Origin of the sequence: Bacillus sp. FSL W8-0770 (assembly GCF_038008705.1) — a bacterium.
GTDB lineage: Bacteria > Bacillota > Bacilli > Bacillales > Bacillaceae_G > Bacillus_A > Bacillus_A cereus.
Map to the genome: position 1 here is coordinate 3,549,160 of NZ_JBBOZR010000001.1, position 24,901 is coordinate 3,574,060.

Here is a 24,901-nt window from a genome sequence, read left to right on the forward strand (position 1 = left end):
TCACCTCTATATACCCTTATGAGGTATAATTATTAGCAAAATAAATCGTACTTCGTTTAAAGTACGATTTATTTCCATATCTAAAAATAATTATTGAACATCGTATCCTTGGTCTTCGATTACAGCAACGATATCTTTTAATGTTACGGCAGACGAGTCGATAGTAACTTCAACAGTTCCTTCTGCTAATTGAACCTTCACTTGTTCAACACCGTTTAGCTCTTTCACACTGCTTTCGATAGCATTTACACAATGTCCACAAGACATACCTTCAACTTGTAATGTTAACTGTTCCATTTAAAATCCTCCTCTTGTTTCTTCATTCTTTGTTAATCACAATTACATCTTACCATACCCCCCTAAGGTAATCAATGGTTTTGTATCATGATTTTTCAATTATTTTCTAAAAGTTTATTTTACACACACTTTTTCACATCAATACCCCGAAATCTTATTATGAAGGTAAACAAAAAAACAAGCCAGTGACATACTAGCTTGTTTTTACGCTTTTGAAAAACGTTCAAATACAGTCATTAATTCTTCAATTGCTTCGTCACCATTGCCATCTTTAATAGCACCTGAAACACAATGACTTGTATGGTTTTTTAATACACCCATTCCTACTTTTTTCATCGCTGCATTAATCGCTGAAATTTGCACTAAAATATCCACACAATAGCGATCATTTTCAATCATATTTTGAATACCGCGGACCTGTCCTTCAATCCTCTTTAATCTATTTATAATTTGTTCTTTTTCTTTTTCTGATCTATGTGTTACCACTTCATGCTCTTTATGCCCCATATTATCACCTTCTTAAAGTTTCTCTTCATCCAATAAAACAATTGCTTTTACGAGTATACCAATTATAGCATTAATTATCTATGTATGATACCCCATATGAGTATATTTCCGCTCTAAGCTTATTCTTAACAATTTATTAGCTTCTCAGTCTCAATTTTCATGATACCCTTTCTTTTTTCAAAAAAACATTACATTCTCCATCAGAACTTAATAAAGTAAAATGTTTAATCACTTTTGTGCTATGTTCTTCAACTAAAGCCTCCATTAATGTACATTCCCTAACCATTTCTCGTTGCAAATATAAAAGGGCTACCTTAGTAGCCCTTAATAAAATAATTAATTTTCATCAGTTATAAAATACGTAGTTGTAAAGAGTACAATTTCTTAGTTTTCAAAGTTATTCTTTTACAGGAATAACAGCACCGTTATATTCCTTATTAATAAAATCTTCAATTTCTTTCGAATGTAATACTTCTACAAGTGCTTTAATTTCTTTCTTATCTTTGTCACCTTTACGAACTGCAACTACGTTTACATATGGCGAATCCTTACCTTCAAACGCAATTGCATCTTTTCTTGGATTTAATTTTGCATCAATTGCATAGTTAGCATTAATTAAAATAGCATCACCTTCTTTATTTTTATACATTTGTGTTAATAAACCAGGTTCAATGTCTGTTTTGAATTTTAAATTTTTCGGATTTTCTGTAATATCTTTTACGGTTGCTTTTACAGGATCTATACCATCTTTAATTTTTAAAATACCTTCTTTTTGTAAAATTGCTAAACCACGTCCATGATCAGTAATTGCATTACTCATAATAATTGTTGCACCATCTGGAAGCTCTTTTAGATTTTTATATTTTTGAGAATATAAACCGATTGGTTCAATGTGTATTTTTCCAGCTACTTCAAAATCATATTTTTTGTCTTTCATTTCTTTCTCTAAGAATGGAATACCTTGGAAATAATTTGCATCTAATTCTTTATTCGCCAATGATTTATTTGGTAATACGTAGTCTTGGAATTTTTTAATTTCTAGTTCTACACCTTTTTTCTCAAGTAATGGTTTTGCTTTTTCCAAAATAACTGCATGAGGTACATTAGAAGCACCGACAACAAGCTTATCTTCACTTTTACCTCCACAAGCAGTTAAACCAAAAATTGCCGTTGTAATAAGTCCTGATAGTAATAGTTTTTTCATGTTGTAAACACCCTTCTTCTTTTATGTATTTATTTATTAATTCACGCTGTAACAAATCAATAATCCATTTTATTAGAACAACACTAGGACATGCACAAATTGGTTCATTGATTTTCACATCGTTATTCCTCCTGCACACGGACTGTATAAATCTCTCTATTTTCCTCCAGAATAGTCTTTACTCACAGTCGAGAACAATAAAAAAACCTTTCTGCCCTTAGAATGAGCAGAAAGGTTTGTATGCATATATCGATACTATCCCTTTCTCTCATCTCTCAAAGCATTTGCTTTGCAGGAATTAGCACCATTTCAATGTAAAAATTGATGGTTGCTGGGTTTCACAGGGCACAGTCCCTCCACCTCTCTAGATAAGAGAAATCAGATTTAATTTTCATCTGATTCGAAATCTATTAAATTATCTATATTTTATGAATTGAATTTTATCAACATAAACTCGTTATGTCAATAATTGTTTATGAAAAAACTTCAATCACAAATATAAAAGTCTCAATTCACATGTGTAAATTGAGACTTTTTTCTTCCTATATATAGTTATTGCTGATCGCATACTTTTGTATCATTCACTACTGAAGTTCCTTCAACGGTTACCGTATGAAAACAGTCATTTACTCGAACTGTTACAACATTATCTTGCCGATCAATGATATGATATTCATTAAAATTTTTATTCAGAGCACTGCGAATTTGTTCTCCTTCATAAATTGGGATGCCATGCGATAAAACCCAAATAAGTCCAGCGATAGCAAGAATAGTTTTCATACGATCTACCTCCTTGGGAATATAGTGAACTTTTAATCCATACTTTTTCAGCTCTACAAATCATGATCGGAATAAACCAAGCCTTTTTGGAAATAAGTTCATTTCGTCTATTTTATGTTTATGCTAATTGTGACCGTTTTGTGACAACTTTTTGTCTCTTTAGACGAAAAGTTGAAACAAAACTTTCAAAAAGGACAATTCTACATATCAAAAAAGGTTATGGAATGTTTCATCCATAACCTTTTTTCCTATACGTAACTAATAAATCTCAATCCTTTACTTAAAGAAGTCGGCACAACAGATGCATGATTCTCCCCTTCAGCTTCATAAAACTTAAATTTAAGTTTATCGTGGTTTACTTGGAGAAGGCGCTCTGATAATTCATTTGCGCCTACAACCATATGCTCTCGTTCTAGTGACCCAACTGTAAGGAACACTCCTGTTTCAAACTTAGCATTGTTTAATTCATGTATAAGGTTCTCTTCTTTTTCAAGTACGGATTGGTTATTCCACCATATAGATGGACTACTAATAAAATAATTTTGAAAAGCATTTAAGTTTGTAAATAGTATATAAAGAGCAAATAGTCCACCTAAAGAATGTCCAAATAACGTTTGCTTACTTTTATCGATCTCAAAATTCTTTTCAATTTGTGGTTTCAGTTCTTCTTCAATAAAAGTAAAGAAATTATGTGCTCCTCCTGTTTTAGGCCACGGTTTACCGTCTGGTTTTAAAGGGGCATCTTTTGAAATTACGCTAGGCGTAAAATCATAACATCTTTCTTCCCCTGAAAATGCGCCTTCAATTGGATAACCCAATCCTACTATAACAGCTGGTGAAACACCGGTTTTTTCCGCTCTTACTGATTGTATTTTAACTGCTTCATGAAATGTTTGAAAAAAGGCATTGCCATCTAATACATAAATGACAGGATATCCTGAATCCGGTGCTGGTTGCCTCGGCTTTGAAATATGAATTTGATATTCCTTACCTTCTAATTTTGAATACATTTTCCACTGTTCTGTATTAGATGTTATAATCTGCTGTTTTTCAACTGTAGTATTCACCCTATCCCCCCCTTTTTAACTTGTTACATATATTTCGATTTTTTCTTCTTGAGATACAACGCTATCATAACCGAAACAAACAGGAGCCCCGTTATACGGATCTATCATGACACGTGCATCAATATGAAATACTTCTTTTAACACTTCATTTGTAATGATTTCTTCTGGGCTACCAGTTGTAACAATTTCTCCTTCCTTCATTGCAATAATTTCATCTGAAAACCTTGCTGCATGGTTAATATCATGTAATACCATAACAACCGTACAATTATGTTCTTTATTTAACTTCTCCACAATTTGTAATACATCTAATTGATGAGACATATCAAGGTATGTAGTTGGCTCATCTAATAGCAACACTTCTGTCTCTTGTGCTAATGCCATCGCTAGCCATACCTTTTGTCTTTGACCACCTGATAAATTTGCAATTTGTCTCGTTCGAAATTCAGAAGTTTTCGTTATATTTAATGCCCAATCAATCATTTCTTTATCTTTTGTCGTTAACTTATTTACGTTATTTCGATGTGGATAGCGTCCATAAGAAATTAATTCTTCCACTTTAAGTTCACCTGGTGCAATTGGAGTTTGCGGTAGTAAAGCTAACTGCTTCGCAATTTCTTTCGTTGAAATTGTATGTAAATCTTGCCCTTGTAAATATACTTTTCCGCTTTTTTGTTTTAAAATTCTTCCCATTGTTTTTAACAATGTTGATTTACCGCAACCGTTCGGACCTATAATTGTCGTTACTTTTCCTTCTTGTATTTCCACATTTAAATCGCGAAACACTGTAAGCTTTTCATAACTTGTTTCTAAATTTTTTGCACTTAAAATACTCACTTTTATTCCTCCTCTTACGCTTTCGCCTTATAAAGTAAATATAAGAAATACGGTACACCGACAATAGAAATAACGATTCCAACTGGTAACTCTACAGGTGTGAAAACTGTTTTTGCAATAAAGTCTGAGGCAACTACAAGAAACATTCCGATTACGCCGCACGTGGGAATTATATACTTATGTTGAATACCGACAAGTCTTTTCGCTATATGCGGTGCCATTAAGCCAATAAAACCGATACTCCCTGAAACAGCAACACATGCACTCACAAGCCCGATACTGCTTAATAATAAAATCGATTTCTCTCTTTCTACTGAAACACCTAAACTTGTAATACTCGTTTCTTCCAATTGAAATAAATCTAGTAAATATGCTTTCTTTTGTATAAGTGGAATTAAAATAATAAGCCATGGTAACATAGCCACAATATACTTCCAGTTCGCACTATATATGCTTCCAGAAACCCACACTGCAGCCATCTCGAAATCAGTTGACTTCATTTTGAGTGATAAGTACATAGAAAAGGCCCCAAATCCTGATCCAATTGCAATCCCTGTTAATAAAAGTCGCTGCGAATCTAACTTACCGTTTTTCCAAGAAAAAAGATAGATGATAATAGCAGCACCTAATCCGCCGACTAAACCAAACATTGGCATCATCATAATAGAAACCCAGTCTGTGCTTTTTAATTGTCCTTGAAAGAAAAACATAAAAATGACGATCGCTGTTCCCGCACCGGCATTTACTCCTAAAATACCTGGGTCTGCCAATCCATTTCTCGTAATCCCTTGAATAACGGCACCCGCAACACCAAGGCCTAATCCTACTAATCCAGCAATTACGATACGTGGAAGACGAAACTCAAAAATAACTAAATCATGTTCTGGTACTGGATCAATTCTAAAAAGTGTTTTAAACACATCTGTAATCGTAATGTCGAACGTACCATTTGTTAAACTAATATAAATAGCACATAGTATTAAAAATATAATAATCCCCATCGTCATTCCGAAACGTTGACTTGAACTTTTAAGCATGTCTCTCTCCTCCTCTTGTACGGATTAAATAAAGGAAGAAAGGAATTCCAATTAAAGATGTTACGACTCCAATTGGCGTTTCAAATGGATAATTTACAAATCTACTTAAAACATCACATAACGCTAAGAAAACCCCACCAATAACGCCTGCACATGGCAATATCCATTTATAATCTACTCCAATTATAAAGCGGGTAATGTGCGGAATAATTAAACCTACAAAACCAACTTTTCCTACTAAAGCAACTGCTGTTCCTGTTAAAAAAATTACCGATAAAATTGCCATCGCTTTAACTAGTTTTGTACGCTGTCCTAAATTAATAGAAACCTCTTCGCCTAATGAAAGAATGGTAATAGATTTTGATATTAACAATGCTAAAATTATTCCAATTATCCCAAACGGTATCGTAATTTTAATTATATTAGGATCTACTTGATCTAACTTTGCATTAAACCAAAAACTAACATTTTGAGAAATTTGGAAATACGAAGCCATGGCAGCCGATACACTGCTTAAAAATGTTCCAATAACTGTTCCGATAATTGCTAACCTAACTGGTGATAAGCCATTTTGAAGGAGCGAACCAAAACCAAACACGATACCGGCTCCGAGTGCAGAACCAATCATTGAACATACAACCATACCAATTGATGACATTCCTGGAAGAAAAATCATACAAAGTGTAATAACAAAGGCAGCACCATCCGTCACACCCATAATAGAAGGGGATGCAAGATAGTTTCTTGTCATCCCCTGCATAAGTGCTCCTGATATGGCTAGAAATGCTCCGACTAAAAGAGCTGCAACTACCCTTGGTAAACGTGAAGTAATAATAATATTATGATTTACATCACTTGAATCAAAATGAAATAATGCGTTCCACACTGTTTCAGCATCAATACTTTTCGCCCCATACAAAATCGAAAGTATAACTGTAAATAAGATGAGTATGGGTGCTATACATAATATAGTTACTGGTACTGCATTTGTTTTCTGCATATCATTCAACGCACCTTACTTATTGTATTATTTAGATAAATTTTTCACTGCTTCTTTTAAGAAGGCAGTTTTACTCCAAGCAGTACCACCTTGTGCCATTGGATCTACAACGTTTACAAATACTTTCTTTTCCTTCGCAGCATTCATACTTTGCCAAATTGGATTACTTTCAATTTCTTCTAACACTTTTGGATTTTTATTTTCACTTGCCTCATATTGTAAGAAAATATAATCTGGGTTAAGTTCAGCAAGTTTTTCAAATGAAATTTTCTCTTGTGCTTTTACAGTTTTCAATTGTTCTGGAGCAGTTAGTCCAAGATCTTTATAAATTACAGGGTTGAAGTATACTCCTTCTGGATATAGGAATAATTCGTTTGCTCTTAGTCTAATGACAAGTACTTTTTTATCTTTTAACTTATCTCCTAGTTTTGCTTTTGCTTTTTCAGCGTCTGAATTGTAGTCTTTAATAATTTTTTCTGCTTTATCTTTTTTACCAGTTAATTCTCCCATTAACTTTAAGTTATCTTCCCAATTTGTTGAAACGTGTGATACCGGGAATGTAGGAGCTACTTTCGTAAACTTTTCAGCTGTTTCTGCTGGAAATTTCGTACTTGATGTAATCACATCTGGTTTTAATTGTAGTAATGTTTCGAAATTGGGTTGCATTTTCTCACCAACAGATTTCGCACCTTCTAACTCTTTTTCCAGGTACTTTGGTAGTTTACCACCTACAGTAATGGCACCAACTGGTTTAATTCCAAGTACTGCCGCATCTTCCATTGACTCTAAACTAGCTGTCGCAATTTTATCTACTTTTGCTGGCACTGTATATTCTTTACCTAAATATGTAATTTTTCGTTTTTCATCTTTTTTCGTTTCCGTAGCTTTTGTCTGTTGTTTTTGCTCGCCTGAAGTTTTATCCGCACTATTACATGCCGCTAAACCTACACTTAAAACTGTAACCATCCCTAAAGTAAATAATTTCTTGTTCATCTTTATATGTCTCCTCTCAAATTTTCAAACTATATTCTCAATAGAATTTAACTATATGAATCTTATCCCATATATATATTTCATTAGATTAATAATTTTATCCAGAACTCATTCACGTTCACTTCCCCTAGACTATAATTCTTTTACGCCTTCATCACTTGATAATCATTTTCACTGATAATGATTATCGTTACTAAGTATATATTTAATATGAAATTATTTCAAGAATGATTTGAAAAATTTTAACAAACTGAATTAAAAAAAGAAGTATCTCCCTAATATTAGGGAGATACTTCTTTTTTTAGAAATTTATATGCAATTCAACTGGACAATGGTCTGATCCCATCACTTCACTATTAATTTTCGCTTCTGTTATCTGGTCTTTCATTCTTTCCGAAACAACAAAATAATCTAAACGCCATCCGATATTTTTCGCTCTCGCGCCCATACGATACGACCACCACGAGTATGCACTTTCTTGATCAGGATAAAGGTAACGATATGTATCAATAAATCCTTCTTCTAAAATACATGAAAATTTCTCTCGCTCCTCATCAGAGAATCCAGGATTTTTACGATTACTTTTTGGATTTTTCAAATCGATTTCTTTATGAGCAACATTTAAGTCTCCACAAAAAATAACTGGTTTTTTCTCATCTAATCGTTTGATATAGGACCTGAAATCATCTTCCCATTTCATTCTGTAATCTAATCGTTCTAATCCACGTTTTGAATTTGGTGTATATAACGTTATCATATAAAAATCTTCGAATTCTAAAGTAATAAGTCGCCCTTCTTGATCATGCTCTTCAATGTCTAAACCATATGTAACTGAAAGCGGTTCTTTTTTCGAAAAAATAGCAGTTCCTGAATATCCTTTTTTCACAGCATAATTCCAGTATGTATAATATCCCTCTAGATTTAAATCAATTTGCCCTTCTTGTAATTTAATCTCTTGTAGACAAAATATATCGGCACTTGATTCCTCGAGATATTCCAAGAATCCACCTTTTGCGATAACTGCTCGCAAACCATTTACATTCCATGAAATTAACTTCACTTTTAGCCCTCCTCTTGATGTTTATTTCCAAATTTCATGCTATCACAAAATAGAAAAACAATCATATTTTCACCTTTGTAATCTTGCTCTTACATTTATGAATACATACATACGCACTTTATTCAGGTTATACTAATTTCAGAGGTGATGTTCTTTGCACAATGAAGGAGTTATATTAACAAATGAGTATTGGCAAGCAATTATTCATAATGATTCTTCCTATGATAGCAAATTCTTTTATGCTGTGAAATCAACTGGAATTTTTTGCAGGCCATCATGCAAATCAAGAATACCGAATAGAAACAATGTACGAATTTTTCATCATGCAGAGCAAGCATTAAGCGAAAACTTTCGCCCGTGCAAACGTTGTAAGCCAAATGGGATCACTTTACCTAATGAAGAGTGGGTAGAACAAATTAAAGACTATATCGAAAAGCATTATGACGAATCCTTAACTCTCGACATGCTTGCGGAAATGTGTCACGGTAGCCCTTTTCATTTACAGCGTACTTTCAAAAGAATAATAGGGCTAACTCCTATAGAATATATACAACAATTCAGGGTTCTTAAAGCAACCAAATACCTTTTACACACAAATCAATCTATTAAAGAAATTAGTACTGCTGTCGGGATAGAAAACCCAGAGTATTTCGCAACTTTATTTAAAAAGAAAACCGGATTTACTCCTACTGAATATCGAAAAAAGAACGAAATGAAAGAGGGATACGATAATGAATTCCTACAAAAATAATTATATATATTGGACGCTACTTACACATAAAAATTGGCGATTTCATATTGCTGCAACTGAAAATGGACTATGTTTCATTGGATCACAAGACGAAAACTTTGAAGAATTAAATATATGGGCTAGAAAAAAACTGCCCCAACATATATTGATTCATAGTCCAGATTACTTGCAAATATATACGCAAGAAGTTATCGAGTATTTAGAAAACAAGCGAGAAACTTTTACATTTCCTATCGATGCTTATGGAACTAATTTTCAATTATCTGTTTGGAATACGGTACGTGAAATTCCTTATGGAAAGACATATTCTTATACAGAAATTGCTGAAAGAATTCAAAAACCTAAAGCTGTGCGCGCCGTTGCTTCTGCTATTGCTGCTAACCCTCTCCTTATTACTATTCCTTGTCACCGTGTTATTGGGAAGAATGGGAAACTAACCGGATTTAGGGGTGGATTAGAAATGAAGAAAAAATTGCTTACATTAGAAAAGTTACAGGTGGAATTCATATGACAGCAGAATATAATAGCGCATTATCTGTAGCAGTTCCGAAAGAATTTTGTTTTCAAGAAAATTTACGCTATCTATCACGTTCTAACAATGAATGTATGTTCCATATTGAAGACAATAAAATTTATAAAGTTATCCCTGTTCAAGATGTAAATCCTTTAGTTGAAATTAGTTTGAATACTGATGGCAATATTCAAATACGTTTTTTAGGAGAGTTATATACTCATGAAAGATGGGTAAGCGATGCTGTAGCTAACTATATAAAAGAATGGTTTGATTTAACTACTGATTTAGCCCCTTTTTATACATTAGCGAAACATGATTTACTCCTTCAAGGACCAATTGAACAATATTATGGCCTTCGTAATTTAGGTATTCCAGACTTATTTGAGGCACTTTCCTGGGGAATTATCGGTCAACAAATTAACTTAACATATGCTTATACGCTAAAAAGGAGATTAGTTGAGCAATTTGGAAGTTATGTAGAATGGGACGGTAGAAAACATTGGATATTCCCATCACCTGAAACAATTACAAATCTACATGTAGAAGATCTCCAACAATTAAAAATGACGACTAGAAAATGTGAATACTTAATCGGTATTGCGAAGCTTATTACAGAAAGAAAACTATCAAAAGAGGATTTACTGCAAACACAAGATGTAAAGGTTGCTGAGAAACAATTAACCGCCATCCATGGTATAGGACCATGGACTGCCAACTATGTTTTAATGCGTTGTTTAAGATTCCCTTCAGCTTTTCCAATTGATGATGTTGGTCTCCATAATGCAATTAAATTTATAATAGGCTCCGAAAATAAACCGACTAAAGATGAAATAAAAGACTTTGCAGCAAACTGGGCTAATTGGGAGTCTTATGCGACTTTTTATTTGTGGCGAGTACTATATTAAAAGAACCAAGTAGCACATTTGTACTACTTGGTTCTTTTTTAAGCTTGCTCCTCAAAACGTCTTGCAATTTCTACAATAACTTGAACAGCTTTTTCCATAGTATCTACCGAAACATACTCAAATTTACCGTGATAGTTTTCACCACCAGTGAAAATATTCGGCGTCGGTAATCCCATATATGATAATTGTGATCCATCTGTTCCTCCGCGAATCGGATGAATATTTGGTTCAATGTCTAAACTTTTCATTGCTTCATATGCAATATCAACAATTTCTCTTACTGGTTCAATTTTTTCAAGCATGTTATAGTATTGATCATTCATTTCTAAAACGACTGCATCTTTCCCATACTTCTCTTGCATTTGTTTCACAATATTTTCAATGGTATTTTTACGTGTTTCAAAATTTTCACGATCAAAATCTCGAATAATATAATATGCTTTACTTTGCTCAACATCACCATTTAAAGAGAGTAAATGGTAAAACCCTTCGTATCCTTCAGTATACTCTGGTGCCTCTTCTACTGGTAAATACCCGTTAAACTCCATAGCCAGTTTAGTTGCATTGCGCATTTTATTTTTCGCTGTTCCAGGATGTGTATTCGTTCCGTTAAACGTTAACTTAGCACCTGCAGCATTAAAACTTTCATACTCTAAACCACCTAATGGACCTCCATCCATCGTGTAAGCAAATGATGCACCGAACGCCTCTACATCAAAATGCGCTGGCCCACGACCAATTTCTTCATCCGGTGTAAATGCTACTCTTATTTTCCCGTGCTTAATTTGCGGATTATGTATTAAATGGTTCATTGCAACCATAATTTCTGTAAGACCAGCTTTATCATCTGCTCCTAGAAGTGTTGTACCATCAGTTGTAATAATGGTATGTCCTTTATATGATGGTAATTCTGGGAACTGCTCTGGTGTTAACACAACATTTAGCTCTTCATTTAATGTAATTGCATTACCATCAAAATTTTCATGAATTTGTGGTTTGACGTTTTTCCCTGTAAAGTCTGTTGCCGTATCTAAGTGGGCTAAAAATCCGATTACAGGAACATCCTTGTCCGTATTAGCAGGAAGTGTTGCCATTACATAGCCATTATCATCCATCGTTACTTCTGTTAAACCAATTTCTTTTAGCTCTTCCACTAATAACTTACCAAACTCAATTTGTCCTGGTGTTGTTGGTACTGTATGGCTTTCTTCATTTGATTGCGTATCAATTTTTACATATCTCGTAAATCTTTCAATAAGTTCTTGTTTCAAGTTCATTCACTCCCTTTTATGTTTCTCCTTCCATTATAATCCTTAAAACGAAATATTTTAACTTTTTTGACTGTGAAGATGTATATTTCATTTACATTGTTAACACTTTTAAACGCATGATAAAAAGACATAATATTTGTACATTAAGACCGTAACAGGTAACATACATAATTATAAAATATGGGAGGTTTTAAAGATGAGGCTAACTCTCTTTCGCTATTTTCTTTTTTTCTTAGGATTAATTTTCTTTGGCCTTGGAAACGCTCTCGCAGTCAAAGTTAAATTTCTCGGCTTGCACCCCTGGGAAGTTTTAAATATGGCTCTCTACCAAAAGTTTGGATGGACCATCGGTACGTGGAGTGTCATATGTGGGTTATGTCTCGTTCTAATATCTTTACTAGTAGATCGAAAATATATAAATGTGGGGACATTTTTGAATGCACTACTTATCGGTCCCATTATGGACTTTTTCTTACAATCAAACATGCTTCCAGAAGCTAGTAATTATTTATGGATAAACTTACTCATTTTATTTTCTGGTATTGCCATTACAGGTATCGGTGGAGGTATGTACGTTGCAGCTGGGATTGGCGCTGGACCCCGTGATGGATTCATGCTTACTATTTCAGACAAAACAGGACTTTCTATTAGCCGTGCTAGAATCATAGTAGAATGTATTGTACTAGTTATTGGATTTATGCTAGGAGGTCCTGTTTTCATCGTAACTTTTCTGTACACCTTTATTCAAAGTCCAATCTTTCAGCAATCATTTAAGATGTTTCAAACACTTTTACATACTTTACATGGCAAAAAGAAAATTAGTGAACATCTTTAAAGTACAGCTTAATACAAATAAATCCACCCTATTTACGACTCTCACCGTAAATAGGGTGTTTCTGTTTTTATCTCGCAATTTAAGAATATATACTACTCATTTACAATAAAAGTATATACATCATCATAAATACAGCCATTTACTTTAATCACATACTTCCCAGGTTTATTAAAACTAATTGTGTATTTATTTAACTGAATTGCTTCTTTATCTCCAGAAAGAATATCAATACTTCTGCCACTTAATACATACAATTCATTTAGATTCATCGTTACATCAATTGTATTGAAATTTTCTACTTTCACTTGCTGTGCTTCCGCAACGCTTACACTTGGTTCTAAAAACAGTAGTCCACTTAATCCAATCGTCCCCGCTAAAGCAACTCCCGCAAACTTTTTAATCTGTTTCATTACAATGACCTCCTTATAGATTTTGCGTAAAGGCAATGTCTCCCTTACACCACAAAGCCTATATGTAATGAAATGAAAAGTAAACGGGGACTGTAAGACAAAATTCTACATCTTTTTCTCCTATTGAATATAAATCCAACGTTTGGAGTTTTGACACATTTAAAATTGTTTCCCTAAACCAATTTCTCCATAATTTATTCAAAGACTGAATAATTACTTATTGATTTAACATTCTAAAAATAGTTGATAAAGATGCTTTCTATTCAAAAAAAAGACTTTGCTATAAAAGTAACTTTTACAACAAAATCCATGCAACTAATTTTATTCCTCTTTCCATAATCTCTCTACATTCATTAATTGTTCTTCTTTAAACTCCATCTTATATATATCCGGTTTTGACGTATTCATTAAAAATTCAAAACCATATTGTTTATCAAAATAGTTCATCATTAATGTCATGACAAGCCCATGTGTACCAATTACAATTTTGCATCCTTGAAAATCCATTAAGATTTCTTTTAATACTTTCACTACTCTTCTCTGGCAATCTGCATATGACTCTCCTTCCGTTCGTGCAAAGTCCGGATTAGAGAACATCTTCTGTACAAGTGGATACACCTCTTTGTCTGATATAACCTGATCCTCACTTGAAAACATACACTCTTTAAGATTTTCATATACTACTATTTCTTTTTCATGGAAATTAGCTGACTCCTCTATCGTTAGCATAGCCCGATTATAAGGACTTGAAATAAAAGTATCAATCCTCTCCGCTTTTAATATGTCAGTTACTCTACGGGCATCCATATGTCCCCTCTCAGTTAACCCGCGCATTCTTTCATTTCCTTCTAGTTTTGGTGATTCACCATGTCTAACCATATAAATATATGTGCTCATAATTTCTCCTTAAAATTTTTTATAAAGTGAAACTTTAATTAGCCCTTACTAATCGGGCTTTTACAGGAAAATAGCGAGATAAGTTAATAAATCACGTTCATTTATCCCATTTCAACACTTAGGCGTAATACTAAAATACTTTATAAACTGTGCTGATTTGTTCGTCTAATCCATTCTCCTACTAAACTCTCAAATAATTCAGGCTGCTCAATTTGCAAATTATGCCCTGCCATATCTAACACTGCTAATGTTGCCCTTGGATATTCTTCAATAATTTCTATAATATTTTGATAACCTACTGATATATCTTGTCTTCCAGTCAGTAAAAGAACGGGATTTTCATATTTTTCACGCTGAAAATCCATAGTAAGAGAGTAATTCTTTTGCAACCTTTCAATAAATTCATCATTAGCAACATCTAACCCAGGCTTAATTTCTTCTTTAAATCGCTTATATGTATATTCATTTGCTATTACAGCTAACTCACAAAATTCCTCTCTTTCTGTGGAAGTGAGCGTATTTAAAAATTCCTCATCTTGTACAATTACCTGTTTATCTGGAAGAATCCTTTTTTCTGGCTCCGCTACAACAACAGGACATACTAATAGTAATCCGCTAACTCTCTCAAACATCTTTGCAAGTATACCTTTAGCTAAATAGCCTCCATATGATTCTCCTACCAATAAAAATTTTTCAGTAGAAATGATTTCCTCAATAAATGTGATAAGCACTTCTACTATACGATCTGAACTATTTATCCAATTTGGAGCATTCGATTTTCCCATTCCAGGTAAATCAATATATATTCGCTTATAACCTTCATATTTCTGAAATACTGATTCCATACATTTCATCATTAACCTATGGTCAGGGGCGCAGCCATGTATGATAATGACCGGTTTACCCTCTCCCACAATTTCATAGTATATTTCTGCATCTTTAATTCGATATATCATAAAAAAGCCTCCCTATTTAGTGGCAATACTATTCCACTCTGTAAGAATACACGTTCTTATTTTATATCCTTTCTCAACATTTTCACAAATGTTAATTTTCAGATTAAAAAATAAAAAGCTCCCCAAAAAAGGATACTCATCATTTTATATGCAATTTTGCATCTCCACTTACAAATCACTAAAAAAACTTTACAATTCAAAGGATGACTAAATATACAATTTCTATTTAAAGTCTTGATGCAGTCTATACTATCAACCGCAATATTTTTTAAACCTTAAGAATACTTACACTCTTTAACACTTTCCTTATAAACATGATTTTTATAAGGAAATCTGATACAATTCTTAAATAATATTATTATGTATAGATATAACGAACATAGTGCATAATTAAAGAAGGTGATTTCATTGAAATTAAATAAAAATTTACAATTATGTATATTAATCGGAACATTAATATGCTATTCAATCTATTTTATATTTTTCTATCTGTTCCCTACTCATTTTTCAAATTCAGATGTACGCTTCGCTTCACTTGTCGTTGAAGCCATTACATTTGTATCACTGATTTACTCTATATATTCTAAAAAAGTCAGTTCAAATCCGTTTTGGATATGTATTACAATAGCAATTGGTAGTTTTTTATTAGGGAAAATAGTATATACATATCAAGATAGCTTCTTCGAAATTCCAATACATCGTTTTACGGTTTCTGATGTATTTTATATGTTTTTTCTATTTTTCTGTCTTATCGCTTTCTGCTATAAAATCTTAAAGGAATGCAATAAATGGGAAAAAGCGTTCTTTATTTGTGATATATGCATAGTGCTTACTTCCATATTTACATTAGAATGGTATTTATTTAATCAACCAAATTTAAATATATTCGCTCTTTCACTAGGAGATGTTTTCCTTTCATTTTTATACCCAATTGCAGATTTATTATTTCTACTACTAGGTGTTAGTCTCTTTTTCCGTCCAACAATTTTTAATTCCAAACGGAAAATTTATATCTTTATTTTTGTATTAATAAGTTCTGCAACTTTTAACTATATTTATTTTTACTTAAATAACCACTTATCAACTGAAACGATAATATTATTACGTCTTTTATATAGAATACCTATATTACTTATTGCAATAGCTGGCTCTATTTCAGAAGATCATAATAGCCATAAAAATTATTTCCTTGTAAACCCTATAATAGGAAAAAAAGCTTTAGTTGTATTTCCCTATCTTGCTGTTGCAATACTAATCGGGTTTACATTAAAAGAACAAACATCATCTTCAACTCTCATTACAGGAAATTGTATTACTTTTATTTTCGTACTCATTCGTCATTCTATCGTACGTATGCAAAACAATTCCTTAACAAAACGTTTGCAGGCATTTAATGCCCAACTAGAAGAAAAAGTTACTTTACGGACGTCTGATTTAGTTCATAAATCAGAGGCTCTTTCTCAAAAACAGCAAAAGTTTAAATCATTATATGAATATCATCCTGACCCTATCTTCACCATTGATTTAAATGGAATATTCTTAAATGTAAATAAGGCTGGGAGTGTACTACTTGGGGCACCAACAGATGAGTTACTAGGTGAAACTTGTTTTTCGATCATTTTAGATGAAGATAAGCATAAGCTAGCAATGGCATTAGAAAAAGTGAAACAACAAGAATCGGCATTCTTACAACTTAGTTCTCAATATAAAGATGGCTTTACTTATTTTTTATACGTTACAATCATTCCTATTATAATAGACGGACAAATTTCAGGAAGCTATATTATGGTGAAAGATATTACTGCACTAAAAAAACAGCAAGAAGAAATAAAATATTTAGCATTCCATGACACTGTAACGAAAATTGGGAACCGTGCCTTTTTCCATAAGAAATTAAAGAGAGTTATAAAAAATGCTAAAATAACAGAAAGCGAGTTTGCATTATTATATTTAGATTTAGATCGCTTTAAAGCAATTAACGATACACTTGGACATTCATCAGGAGATTACATATTAGAAGAAGTAGCAAAGCGATTCCAATCATGTCTTCCATCACATACTCATCTTTCAAGAATCGGTGGCGATGAATTTACAATCATAATTGAAAACTATACTGACGAAGATTACTTATTCCAATTATGTAACCAATTATTTAAATGCATGAAAAAGTCATTTATCATACATGAGCATAAATTAACTTTATCACTGAGTATCGGCATCGCTATTTATCCACATTCCGGAATCGATACCGCTACACTTCTAAAAAACGCTAATGTTGCAATGTATGATGCAAAAGCAAAAAAACTTAACTCTGTATCTATTTATGACGATGTAATCGCTAAAAAAATTGAAAGACGATTGCGATTAGAAAAAGATTTACCAAACGCACTACAAAATGAAGAATTGTTCCTTTTGTATCAACCTCAAGTTGATAGTGAATCTAATAAAATTATCGGTGCAGAAGCTTTAATTAGGTGGAATCATCCTGAATTAGGTATTATTTCTCCATACGAGTTTATTCCGATTGCAGAAGAAACACTACAAATTATTTCAATAGGTAAATGGACATTAGAGCAGGCTTGCAAGCAAATGAAACGTTGGCACGCACTCGGATATTCACATTTAAAAATAGGTGTGAATTTATCTGCTAAGGAATTTGAACAAGAGGATTTTGTAAAATCTATTTCTTCTACTTTAACAAATACAGGTTTACCAGCAAGCTCTCTTGATCTTGAATTAACAGAGCGAATTGCAATGATGGATGAGCGAGAAACATTGATAAAACTGCGTACACTAAAAAGTTTAGGGATTCACATTTCTATCGACGATTTTGGTACAGGTTATTCTTCGCTAGCCTACTTACCTTTGTATCCAATTGATACGTTAAAAATCCCGAGAGAATTTATTACAATGTCTGAAACATGTGATGATGGAATGGAAATTATTAAAACGATCATCACATTAGCAAATACATTAGGAATGTCTGTCATTGCTGAAGGTGTAGAAACGAAAGAGCACGTAAATTTCCTTCAAAAAAATAAATGTCAGTTTATTCAAGGTTATTATTACAGTAAACCTATTCATATTCATGCATTTACTGAGCTATTAGAAAATGGCATTCACCGATAGTACATAGCTAATTGAAATAAATAATAATGAATTGGAACAAATATAGTAAAAAGGAAAGAAGATACCTTCTTTCCTTTTTACTATTTACATTTCTATTACTTCACCACTTCATTTATTATATCTATTAATTGATGAATCCCCTCATCATTTGTTTTCTTATATCCATTCATGTTTTGAATATATTTATCCTTATTTGTATACAACTTATTTACTGCATGTATAAATGTATTCGTACTTACTCTGTCTTGGAGTATAACTTCCGCATATCCTTGCTGTGAAAAATATTCAGCATTTAAAACTTGATCTCCTCTACTGGAACTGTTAGTTAACGGGATAAGCAACATCGGTTTCTTCAAAAATAACAATTCAGAAATAGCAGTAGAACCCGCTCTTGAAACTACAACACTTGCCATATTTAGTATATGCGGCAACTCATCGCCTATATATTCAAATTGCATATACCCCTCCTTGCCAATAGATGGGTCTACCTTCCCTTTACCACATATATGAATAATATTAAAGTTTAATAGTATTGTATCTAAACATTCCCTTACCATATCATTTATCCACTTAGCACCTTGACTCCCACCCATAATTAATAATACTGGTTTATCTTGCTGAAATTCACAATATCTTCTTCCTCGTAATACGTTACCCTTCTCAATTTCTTCCCTTACAATTGGTCCTACATAAACCTTCTTCTCATTATTTACATTTTCTCCTGTCTGAGGAAATGTTGTGCATAGCTTTGTAGCAAAAGGTAATGCTATTTTATTGGCAAGCCCTAATGTGCTATCTGGTTCACGTATAATTATAGGCACACGATTTAACCATGCTCCTATAGCTACAGGAACTGAAACAAATCCTCCTGCTGAAAAAATAACGTCAGGCTTTGTTTTCTTAATTAAATTATAACTTTGTAAACAACCGCGTATAATTTTAAAAGGATCTTTAAAATTCTCCCAATCCCAATATCTCCTAAGCTTTCCCGTTGAAACACTATTGTATTTAACATTTTGCACTAATGATTTTTCAATTCCATTTTTAGATCCAATATACTCGACTCTCCATCCTTTCTCTATAAATTTAGGAATTAATACAATATTAATCATAACGTGTCCGGCTGTACCGCCCCCAGTAAAAAGAATCGTTTTGCTCATAACTTATACCCACCTTTATTATTAAAAATCTAGCTTTATATTTACCTTTTAAATGTAAATGAACTTATTATTTTTTATATAAATCTTTAGCTCCACCTCTATATCTTTTAAAAGATCGTTAATGAGTTCATAAAAATCATTTCCATACTCACTACACTCATATTGAGCAAAGATTTGAATCACATACCTAGTTTCCGTCTCTAATGCTGACTTTATTCGATTGACCCTTTTTTCTTCTACATACGCTTGATATTTATGTATTGCCTCATAAATAAGCAATACATGCGCTTCTTCATCTCTCCAGTCCAGCGTATCAACAATTGAAAGAAATAACGTATTTTGATTATCTATTACTTCATAACCATTCATATATTTCTTACACCCTTTTTTGTTTTTCATTGCATGCAGATGTCACTACACTTCGCATACTCAAGTACATCTTTTAATGATTGATGAAATTCAATTTCTGGGATCCAACCTAACTTTTTTATTTCCTCTGTTGCTAAACTCTCATTTGAGTCGCTCCCACTTTTCTCTGTTTCCTCTATAAAAAAATTTAGCTGTGTTAATTCTTTATATTGTTCTAGTACATCTAATAAAGATCGTTTTACTCCTGATCCGATATTATATTGTTTTCCATTTATTCCATCTCGTAATAACACATGATACGCTTTGACCGCATCACGTACATCTAGAAAATCTCTACTATCTTTCAAACTGTTTACTTCGATAATAGCCTTACTTCTACCTGATTCTATATCTATCATTTTCTTTGCGAGAATCGAACAAATACCATTCGATACCCCTGGACCAATTAAATTTGAGGGCTTTGCAATGATAATATTTGAATCCATTAATCCTCCCCAAGCCTCTGCAATAATGACTTGCATCGTTTTACTTAAACTATATGGATTCGAAATTTTTATTTCGTTCATACTATTTGCTTGCAAAGCAGATCCTATAACTAATGTTCTACAATGCGAGGCTTCTTGCTTAATTGCTTCTAATAAATATAACGTTCCTATTACATTAATCTCTATATATTCAAGGGCAGCTGTCCAAGATTCTATGACCGAATTCCTTCCTGCTAAATGCAATACGTAGTCTGGCTTTATTTGTTTCATTACCTTCATTACTTCGCTCTTATTAGTTAAATTACAAGTAATACCATTTTTAATTTTTTCTCTATGTGCACGATTTTGAAACATAGGAATTACATGAAAGCCCTGCTCTAAAAAATAGTGGCAAGCATGGCGTCCTGTGAAACCATTTGCACCAGTTATTAAAAGGATCGCATTTTTTTTCATCGCAAAAATCCTCCTTTTAATAGCATTTGTTTCACCTCATGTTTTTCAAGTAAGTCTTGTTGAGAACTAAAACTCTTCACATCCACTAGAGGATAGCTAGAATAATATTCTTGAAGTCCTTCTATAGGAATAGTCGGTAGTACCACAAAATAATTTTGATCAAAACTTATACTTGTTTTACTCTCTACCTCAGATAGAAGCATTTCACTTAATTTTTCACCCGGTCTTATCCCTACCTCTTTTACCTTAACTTTTTCTTTTCCAGAATATTCAATTAATACTTCTGCTAAATCTGTTATTTTACATGCCGGCATTTTCATAACAAAGATTTCCCCGCCTCTACCTTGAGATACGGCTTTAAATAACAATCCAACAGCATCCTCAACTGTTAAGAAAAATCTAGTCATATTCGCATCGGTAATCCCTACTTCTGAAGATTTTTTAATTTGTTGTTTAAAAAGTGGTACTACACTTCCACTCGTTCCTAAAACATTTCCACCACGAACACAAATGAATTTTGTTTTCTTCGTTTGTATATTCGCATGAACCATTAATTTTTCACCAATTGCTTTTGTCATCCCATACGTATTTGATGGATCAGCTGCTTTATCCGTTGAAACATATATAACTTTTTCAACTTGCATCTGTATAGAGGCTTCAATTACATTTTGCGTACCATGTATATTTGTTTTTATAGCTTCATAAGGATAATACTCACATACTGGAACATGTTTTAAAGCTGCCAGATGGAACACATAATGTACACCTTGGCAAGCATAGACTAGTTGATCTTTATCACGAATATCTCCAATAATAAATTTTAACCTATCATCATTTATAAACTGTTGCTGCATTTCAAACTGAACCGTTTCATTTCTTGAAAAAATTCTAATTTCTTTCGGTGATTTTTCTAATAGTTGTTTTATAAGTTCATGCCCCCACGAACCTGTCCCACCAGTAATTAAAATTATTTTATTTAACATTCTTTTTCCTCCTACGAAACATCTCAATTTAAATAATATTTATTGAATTATTTTCAATTGATTCAAATCATAATCGTCGTTTGTTACATTTAATTGACAAAATAAAAAAACAGAAACTATTAAACGTAGTTTCTGTTTTTCATTTCATCTCACAACAGTAAGATTTTCTATACGGTTTTCATGATAAATAAATTCCTTGTAAAAAACACCGCTCATTTATTTCTTATACTCGTAATAAAATAAATAGAATGATTCATAGCCAATAATCATGTTTAAATTTATGAAAAAGGGAGGTAACGGAATGGACCGAAGCAATTCAAATCATACATATAACGGACCTTCCAAAGCACTGCCTCTCTCCCTATTCGACGTAAAAAATGAATTGAAACAAAAAAGCAAACTTATTCCTTCTGGCACCATGTATAAATTAACGAAAGAAGAACAACTCATCATCAACAAAATAAAAATACAAACAGAACAGCTAAATAAAAATAATGTTACAAGAACACGCGCATACTACCAATTTTACATTCAATATCCAGAAATACATTGGGCACTGCTTGGGCATATGGTATCACGTAACGGCGGTTGGAATATGACTGATTTAAAGGGCGATTTATATACGAGAATTTTATCAGAGAAAGATCAATTCATATTTTTTTCTTTTTTAGAAAGAGGGAATTGGCTTATTTTCCAAGATGTATACCCTCAATTTTTACTTTACGAACAAAGTGTAAAGAGATCACAAAAGTTATTTCACCTTCTCCCTCACCTAAATGTTTCTACATTTATGGAAACGATGTGGAACCATTTTTGGAAAACAGGTAACAAAAAAACTTTAGCAATTGCAACTATTATTAATGAACAAAACTACTTAGAAAAAAGAGTGATTCAAAATGTACAATTTAAAAAGACTGTACTAAATAGTATTGGATTTAAACTCTTTGATTTCTTTCAGTTTAATCATATCCTTTTCCCATTCTACGAAAATGATAAGAAACAAAAAGTATTACTATTTGGTGATACAATGAAACATTTCACTTCCTTACATGAACGGATATTAATTGGAAAAAGATTGTACTCATTATTATTTCGAGATACACATGTTTTATCTCAAATAATAAGTTGGGCTCAACACCATCCGCATACAGGATCTAGGAAAGATTACTGGCCCCATTTATTTTCAAGTGTAAATGAATCTTTTTCCCGTGAGTTTTATAAGCGCCGAATAAAGAAATGCCAGTTACGAAATGATGCTTATCGCATATACAGCCCTGCACTCATCTATGCATGGCGAGATATGAAGCATGAAGAAGTTGACAGTGCAGATTGGTTTACTGATTGGCAAGTTGTAAATTACTTAGTTGATAAGGAGGAAAATATAAATGGACAAATTACAGAAGACTACTGCAAAACACTCGAAAAAATTGAACTCGCCATTCTCGCAAAGAAAAATGTCCTCCTCCGAGAAGAAGAATGAGTTTCTAGCATTAGTAGTTACAATCTTTCTCTCTTCTATTATTGCAACTTGCTTAGATGCCTTTTTTGTTCATAAACAAATATATTCCTTTCCGGCTAGGCCCTTCTCATCCACATTTTCGGTTAATATAGCTTTTACATTGTTCGTACTGCCGATTTTAACAGTTATCTTTATACACATTTCAAAAAAATTATCTAAAGTTTCTATAATTTTATTTATTATTTCAATCGGTATTTGTGCTAGCCTTTTTGAACAGATTGCTGAAAGTTTAGGTTTATTTGTACATAGTGCGAATTGGAACCATACATATTCTTTATTTGGTTATATGATTTTTCATTCTTTTATTTGGAACGTATATAATTGGATAAAAAAATAAAGAGACCATTATAGGTCTCTTCTTAAGCATACTCTTCCGTTATTACTAATGGTGCCAATGTTTGAAGGCTTTTAGAGCGTAAACGATAGGCAACGACTTTCTTCTTATATTGCTTAATGACATCAACATGTTCCTCATAGCTATATAGCGAAAATCTAATCTCTTTACTCCCTTTCTTCGTATCAATGACTATTGGTGTTCCTTCTCCGTGCGGCGGGAAATAATGTTTATCTAAAAACAACGCCTCATTAAATTCATGAATAACTTGTAGTTTCATTTCTCCCTCTATATTTTTTCCATCTATCGATATAGAAGTATTTTCCACCTCAAGCTTTTGATGCAATTCAAATTTACTAATAATTGATTCTACAACAGAAGTGGGCATGCTAGAAACTAATACTTTAATAGCTCCAAAAACAAATAATGTAACTATAAACCATGTTGTCATTGTTATCATCTCCATTACATTTAAAAAATAAATTTCGTTCCATACGGTATTAGTATACTAATAAGTATTCCAGTTACAATCATCGTTACCGAACCGATAGTCGCTTCTTTCTCGCCTTCTTTCACTAAACGACTCACACCGATAATATGTGATGCACAGCCCATTCCAACTCCTTTTCCAATCGTACTTGTTATACGGAAAAACTTAAGTACTGTTGGTCCCATAATAGCGCCTGTTATTCCTGCAACAACTACAAAACTAGAAGTCATAGATGGAATACCACCAATTTGATCCGCTATTGAAAGGGCAATTGGCATTGTCGCTACCTGTGGTAAAGTAGTTAATATAAGTTCCTTATCTATATTTAAAATTCCGCCAATCACTACATTCATGCTCGTTACAGCCACTATACCTATCACTACTCCGATTAGTATCGATGAAAAATTTTTCATCAGTATCTTTCGCTCTTTAAATAGAGGTATGGCCAATGCTACAATTGCAGGGCTCAATAAGCTTGAAAGAATGTTTCCCCCATTTTCCCTATACTCATGATGAGAAATACCAAAAATCAAAAATAAACAAATCATAATTGCCGTAACTGTTAACACTGGTAACGTAAATGCAAACGTAAATTTTTTATATAGCTTTGTCGCCAAGAAATAAATTGCTACAGTAATAATAATTAAGACCATTTGAA

The 24,901-nt window shown here is 32.7% G+C and carries 27 protein-coding genes and 1 riboswitch; of the genes, 7 read left to right on the plus strand and 20 right to left on the minus strand.

The genetic code is table 11. The features are described 5' to 3' along the window. Window positions 1-90 precede the first annotated feature (90 nt). The 10 genes from copZ to NST27_RS18235 all read right to left on the minus strand — a co-directional run bounded on the left by copZ (window position 91) and on the right by NST27_RS18235 (window position 8,782). Window positions 91-297 carry a copper chaperone CopZ gene (copZ, locus tag NST27_RS18190; protein WP_000436973.1) on the minus strand — a complete coding sequence of 69 codons (207 nt, stop codon included), beginning with the start codon at window positions 295-297 and terminating at the stop codon, window positions 91-93. Between the two features lie 204 nt (window positions 298-501). Then, complete coding sequence (locus NST27_RS18195; protein ID WP_000509879.1) at window positions 502-804, minus strand: metal-sensing transcriptional repressor; 303 nt, start codon at window positions 802-804, stop codon at window positions 502-504. 397 nt (window positions 805-1,201) lie between these two features. Then, window positions 1,202-2,008: a methionine ABC transporter substrate-binding lipoprotein MetQ gene (gene metQ, locus NST27_RS18200; RefSeq protein ID WP_047386666.1), complete on the minus strand. Its 807-nt coding sequence runs from the start codon at window positions 2,006-2,008 to the stop codon at window positions 1,202-1,204. A 265-nt stretch (window positions 2,009-2,273) separates the two neighbouring features. After that, window positions 2,274-2,383, minus strand: a riboswitch (SAM riboswitch). 177 nt (window positions 2,384-2,560) lie between these two features. Next, on the minus strand, window positions 2,561-2,788 hold the full coding sequence (locus NST27_RS18205) for a hypothetical protein (protein ID WP_000849103.1): 228 nt from the start codon (window positions 2,786-2,788) through the stop codon (window positions 2,561-2,563). Between the two features lie 248 nt (window positions 2,789-3,036). After that, window positions 3,037-3,855 carry an alpha/beta hydrolase gene (locus tag NST27_RS18210; protein ID WP_001098703.1) on the minus strand — a complete coding sequence of 273 codons (819 nt, stop codon included), beginning with the start codon at window positions 3,853-3,855 and terminating at the stop codon, window positions 3,037-3,039. Window positions 3,856-3,870: 15 nt separating this feature from the next. Then, window positions 3,871-4,692, minus strand: a complete 822-nt coding sequence (locus NST27_RS18215) for an ABC transporter ATP-binding protein (protein WP_000025773.1) — start codon at window positions 4,690-4,692, stop codon at window positions 3,871-3,873. A gap of 14 nt (window positions 4,693-4,706) precedes the next feature. Beyond that, window positions 4,707-5,729, minus strand: a complete 1,023-nt coding sequence (locus tag NST27_RS18220; RefSeq protein ID WP_000920451.1) for a FecCD family ABC transporter permease — start codon at window positions 5,727-5,729, stop codon at window positions 4,707-4,709. Then, a complete protein-coding gene (locus tag NST27_RS18225; RefSeq protein ID WP_001173058.1) occupies window positions 5,722-6,729 on the minus strand; it encodes a FecCD family ABC transporter permease in 1,008 nt (335 codons plus the stop codon). The genes NST27_RS18220 and NST27_RS18225 overlap by 8 nt, the downstream gene beginning before the upstream one ends. A gap of 27 nt (window positions 6,730-6,756) precedes the next feature. After that, complete coding sequence (locus NST27_RS18230; RefSeq protein WP_001035506.1) at window positions 6,757-7,722, minus strand: iron-hydroxamate ABC transporter substrate-binding protein; 966 nt, start codon at window positions 7,720-7,722, stop codon at window positions 6,757-6,759. Window positions 7,723-8,023: 301 nt separating this feature from the next. Then, window positions 8,024-8,782, minus strand: coding sequence for an exodeoxyribonuclease III (locus NST27_RS18235; protein WP_016118501.1), 759 nt, complete (start codon window positions 8,780-8,782; stop codon window positions 8,024-8,026). 154 nt (window positions 8,783-8,936) lie between these two features. Here NST27_RS18235 and NST27_RS18240 point away from each other — a divergent pair, with 154 nt between their 5' ends. From NST27_RS18240 to NST27_RS18250, 3 genes are read left to right on the plus strand one after another with little or no spacing between them, the layout of a single operon-like run. Beyond that, window positions 8,937-9,533: a bifunctional transcriptional activator/DNA repair enzyme AdaA gene (locus NST27_RS18240; RefSeq protein WP_000551300.1), complete on the plus strand. Its 597-nt coding sequence runs from the start codon at window positions 8,937-8,939 to the stop codon at window positions 9,531-9,533. Next, complete coding sequence (locus NST27_RS18245) at window positions 9,514-10,044, plus strand: methylated-DNA--[protein]-cysteine S-methyltransferase (RefSeq protein ID WP_001089839.1); 531 nt, start codon at window positions 9,514-9,516, stop codon at window positions 10,042-10,044. Before NST27_RS18240 ends, NST27_RS18245 begins: the two co-directional genes overlap by 20 nt. Then, the gene (locus tag NST27_RS18250; RefSeq protein WP_000123515.1) at window positions 10,041-10,952 is read left to right on the plus strand and encodes a DNA-3-methyladenine glycosylase 2; all 912 of its coding nucleotides are present in this window, start codon (window positions 10,041-10,043) and stop codon (window positions 10,950-10,952) included. The genes NST27_RS18245 and NST27_RS18250 overlap by 4 nt, the downstream gene beginning before the upstream one ends. Before the next feature lie 38 nt (window positions 10,953-10,990). On the opposite strand, the gene pepT is transcribed toward NST27_RS18250, so the two are convergent. Continuing rightward, window positions 10,991-12,223, minus strand: coding sequence for a peptidase T (gene pepT / locus NST27_RS18255; RefSeq protein ID WP_002098141.1), 1,233 nt, complete (start codon window positions 12,221-12,223; stop codon window positions 10,991-10,993). A 196-nt stretch (window positions 12,224-12,419) separates the two neighbouring features. Here pepT and NST27_RS18260 point away from each other — a divergent pair, with 196 nt between their 5' ends. Beyond that, window positions 12,420-13,058, plus strand: coding sequence for a YczE/YyaS/YitT family protein (locus NST27_RS18260; protein ID WP_001241259.1), 639 nt, complete (start codon window positions 12,420-12,422; stop codon window positions 13,056-13,058). A 92-nt stretch (window positions 13,059-13,150) separates the two neighbouring features. On the opposite strand, the gene NST27_RS18265 is transcribed toward NST27_RS18260, so the two are convergent. The 3 genes from NST27_RS18265 to NST27_RS18275 all read right to left on the minus strand — a co-directional run bounded on the left by NST27_RS18265 (window position 13,151) and on the right by NST27_RS18275 (window position 15,321). Further along, window positions 13,151-13,468 (minus strand): hypothetical protein, encoded by a 318-nt coding sequence (locus NST27_RS18265; protein ID WP_000809495.1) that lies wholly within the window; start codon window positions 13,466-13,468, stop codon window positions 13,151-13,153. Window positions 13,469-13,789: 321 nt separating this feature from the next. Further along, the gene (locus tag NST27_RS18270) at window positions 13,790-14,365 is read right to left on the minus strand and encodes a histidine phosphatase family protein (RefSeq protein ID WP_000109178.1); all 576 of its coding nucleotides are present in this window, start codon (window positions 14,363-14,365) and stop codon (window positions 13,790-13,792) included. A gap of 140 nt (window positions 14,366-14,505) precedes the next feature. Beyond that, window positions 14,506-15,321 (minus strand): alpha/beta fold hydrolase, encoded by an 816-nt coding sequence (locus NST27_RS18275; RefSeq protein ID WP_000640332.1) that lies wholly within the window; start codon window positions 15,319-15,321, stop codon window positions 14,506-14,508. Between the two features lie 408 nt (window positions 15,322-15,729). On the opposite strand from NST27_RS18275, the gene NST27_RS18280 reads away from it, so the two are divergent. Further along, entirely contained in the window at window positions 15,730-18,450 is a 2,721-nt protein-coding gene (locus NST27_RS18280; protein WP_000773537.1) for a bifunctional diguanylate cyclase/phosphodiesterase, read from the plus strand. Window positions 18,451-18,545: 95 nt separating this feature from the next. Here NST27_RS18280 and NST27_RS18285 read toward each other — a convergent pair whose 3' ends face one another. From NST27_RS18285 to NST27_RS18300, 4 genes are read right to left on the minus strand one after another with little or no spacing between them, the layout of a single operon-like run. Then, window positions 18,546-19,610 carry an undecaprenyldiphospho-muramoylpentapeptide beta-N-acetylglucosaminyltransferase gene (locus NST27_RS18285; protein ID WP_000047558.1) on the minus strand — a complete coding sequence of 355 codons (1,065 nt, stop codon included), beginning with the start codon at window positions 19,608-19,610 and terminating at the stop codon, window positions 18,546-18,548. 48 nt (window positions 19,611-19,658) lie between these two features. Continuing rightward, the gene (locus tag NST27_RS18290; protein WP_002098140.1) at window positions 19,659-20,009 is read right to left on the minus strand and encodes a DUF6572 domain-containing protein; all 351 of its coding nucleotides are present in this window, start codon (window positions 20,007-20,009) and stop codon (window positions 19,659-19,661) included. Next, window positions 20,006-20,917 carry an NAD-dependent epimerase/dehydratase family protein gene (locus NST27_RS18295; RefSeq protein WP_000739017.1) on the minus strand — a complete coding sequence of 304 codons (912 nt, stop codon included), beginning with the start codon at window positions 20,915-20,917 and terminating at the stop codon, window positions 20,006-20,008. The genes NST27_RS18290 and NST27_RS18295 overlap by 4 nt, the downstream gene beginning before the upstream one ends. Then, window positions 20,914-21,900, minus strand: coding sequence for a UDP-N-acetylglucosamine 4,6-dehydratase family protein (locus NST27_RS18300; protein WP_000932588.1), 987 nt, complete (start codon window positions 21,898-21,900; stop codon window positions 20,914-20,916). The genes NST27_RS18295 and NST27_RS18300 overlap by 4 nt, the downstream gene beginning before the upstream one ends. A 301-nt stretch (window positions 21,901-22,201) precedes the next feature. On the opposite strand from NST27_RS18300, the gene NST27_RS18305 reads away from it, so the two are divergent. Both NST27_RS18305 and NST27_RS18310 read left to right on the plus strand, forming a co-directional pair. Further along, a complete protein-coding gene (locus tag NST27_RS18305; protein WP_000376168.1) occupies window positions 22,202-23,380 on the plus strand; it encodes a DUF2515 domain-containing protein in 1,179 nt (392 codons plus the stop codon). Continuing rightward, window positions 23,355-23,756 (plus strand): CBO0543 family protein, encoded by a 402-nt coding sequence (locus NST27_RS18310; RefSeq protein WP_033685728.1) that lies wholly within the window; start codon window positions 23,355-23,357, stop codon window positions 23,754-23,756. Before NST27_RS18305 ends, NST27_RS18310 begins: the two co-directional genes overlap by 26 nt. A 22-nt stretch (window positions 23,757-23,778) precedes the next feature. Here the strand turns inward: NST27_RS18310 and NST27_RS18315 are convergent, their stop codons facing one another. Together NST27_RS18315 and NST27_RS18320 are read right to left on the minus strand one after the other, a co-directional pair. Then, the gene (locus NST27_RS18315) at window positions 23,779-24,204 is read right to left on the minus strand and encodes a YfmQ family protein (protein ID WP_000214643.1); all 426 of its coding nucleotides are present in this window, start codon (window positions 24,202-24,204) and stop codon (window positions 23,779-23,781) included. A gap of 20 nt (window positions 24,205-24,224) precedes the next feature. Then, on the minus strand, window positions 24,225-24,896 hold the full coding sequence (locus NST27_RS18320) for an LrgB family protein (RefSeq protein WP_000242945.1): 672 nt from the start codon (window positions 24,894-24,896) through the stop codon (window positions 24,225-24,227). Window positions 24,897-24,901 lie beyond the last annotated feature (5 nt).

Bases quoted from the DNA above. Each gene is read 5' to 3' on its own strand.
- copZ (WP_000436973.1), bottom strand. From the start codon at position 297: ATGGAACAGTTAACATTACAAGTTGAAGGTATGTCTTGTGGACATTGT.
- NST27_RS18195 (WP_000509879.1), bottom strand. From the start codon at position 804: ATGGGGCATAAAGAGCATGAAGTGGTAACACATAGATCAGAAAAAGAA.
- metQ (WP_047386666.1), bottom strand. From the start codon at position 2,008: ATGAAAAAACTATTACTATCAGGACTTATTACAACGGCAATTTTTGGT.
- NST27_RS18205 (WP_000849103.1), bottom strand. From the start codon at position 2,788: ATGAAAACTATTCTTGCTATCGCTGGACTTATTTGGGTTTTATCGCAT.
- NST27_RS18220 (WP_000920451.1), bottom strand. From the start codon at position 5,729: ATGCTTAAAAGTTCAAGTCAACGTTTCGGAATGACGATGGGGATTATT.
- NST27_RS18225 (WP_001173058.1), bottom strand. From the start codon at position 6,729: ATGCAGAAAACAAATGCAGTACCAGTAACTATATTATGTATAGCACCC.
- NST27_RS18230 (WP_001035506.1), bottom strand. From the start codon at position 7,722: ATGAACAAGAAATTATTTACTTTAGGGATGGTTACAGTTTTAAGTGTA.
- NST27_RS18245 (WP_001089839.1), top strand. From the start codon at position 9,514: ATGAATTCCTACAAAAATAATTATATATATTGGACGCTACTTACACAT.
- NST27_RS18250 (WP_000123515.1), top strand. From the start codon at position 10,041: ATGACAGCAGAATATAATAGCGCATTATCTGTAGCAGTTCCGAAAGAA.
- NST27_RS18260 (WP_001241259.1), top strand. From the start codon at position 12,420: ATGAGGCTAACTCTCTTTCGCTATTTTCTTTTTTTCTTAGGATTAATT.
- NST27_RS18265 (WP_000809495.1), bottom strand. From the start codon at position 13,468: ATGAAACAGATTAAAAAGTTTGCGGGAGTTGCTTTAGCGGGGACGATT.
- NST27_RS18270 (WP_000109178.1), bottom strand. From the start codon at position 14,365: ATGAGCACATATATTTATATGGTTAGACATGGTGAATCACCAAAACTA.
- NST27_RS18275 (WP_000640332.1), bottom strand. From the start codon at position 15,321: ATGATATATCGAATTAAAGATGCAGAAATATACTATGAAATTGTGGGA.
- NST27_RS18285 (WP_000047558.1), bottom strand. From the start codon at position 19,610: ATGAGCAAAACGATTCTTTTTACTGGGGGCGGTACAGCCGGACACGTT.
- NST27_RS18290 (WP_002098140.1), bottom strand. From the start codon at position 20,009: ATGAAAAACAAAAAAGGGTGTAAGAAATATATGAATGGTTATGAAGTA.
- NST27_RS18295 (WP_000739017.1), bottom strand. From the start codon at position 20,917: ATGAAAAAAAATGCGATCCTTTTAATAACTGGTGCAAATGGTTTCACA.
- NST27_RS18300 (WP_000932588.1), bottom strand. From the start codon at position 21,900: ATGTTAAATAAAATAATTTTAATTACTGGTGGGACAGGTTCGTGGGGG.
- NST27_RS18305 (WP_000376168.1), top strand. From the start codon at position 22,202: ATGGACCGAAGCAATTCAAATCATACATATAACGGACCTTCCAAAGCA.
- NST27_RS18310 (WP_033685728.1), top strand. From the start codon at position 23,355: ATGTCCTCCTCCGAGAAGAAGAATGAGTTTCTAGCATTAGTAGTTACA.
- NST27_RS18315 (WP_000214643.1), bottom strand. From the start codon at position 24,204: ATGACAACATGGTTTATAGTTACATTATTTGTTTTTGGAGCTATTAAA.
- NST27_RS18320 (WP_000242945.1), bottom strand. From the start codon at position 24,896: ATGGTCTTAATTATTATTACTGTAGCAATTTATTTCTTGGCGACAAAG.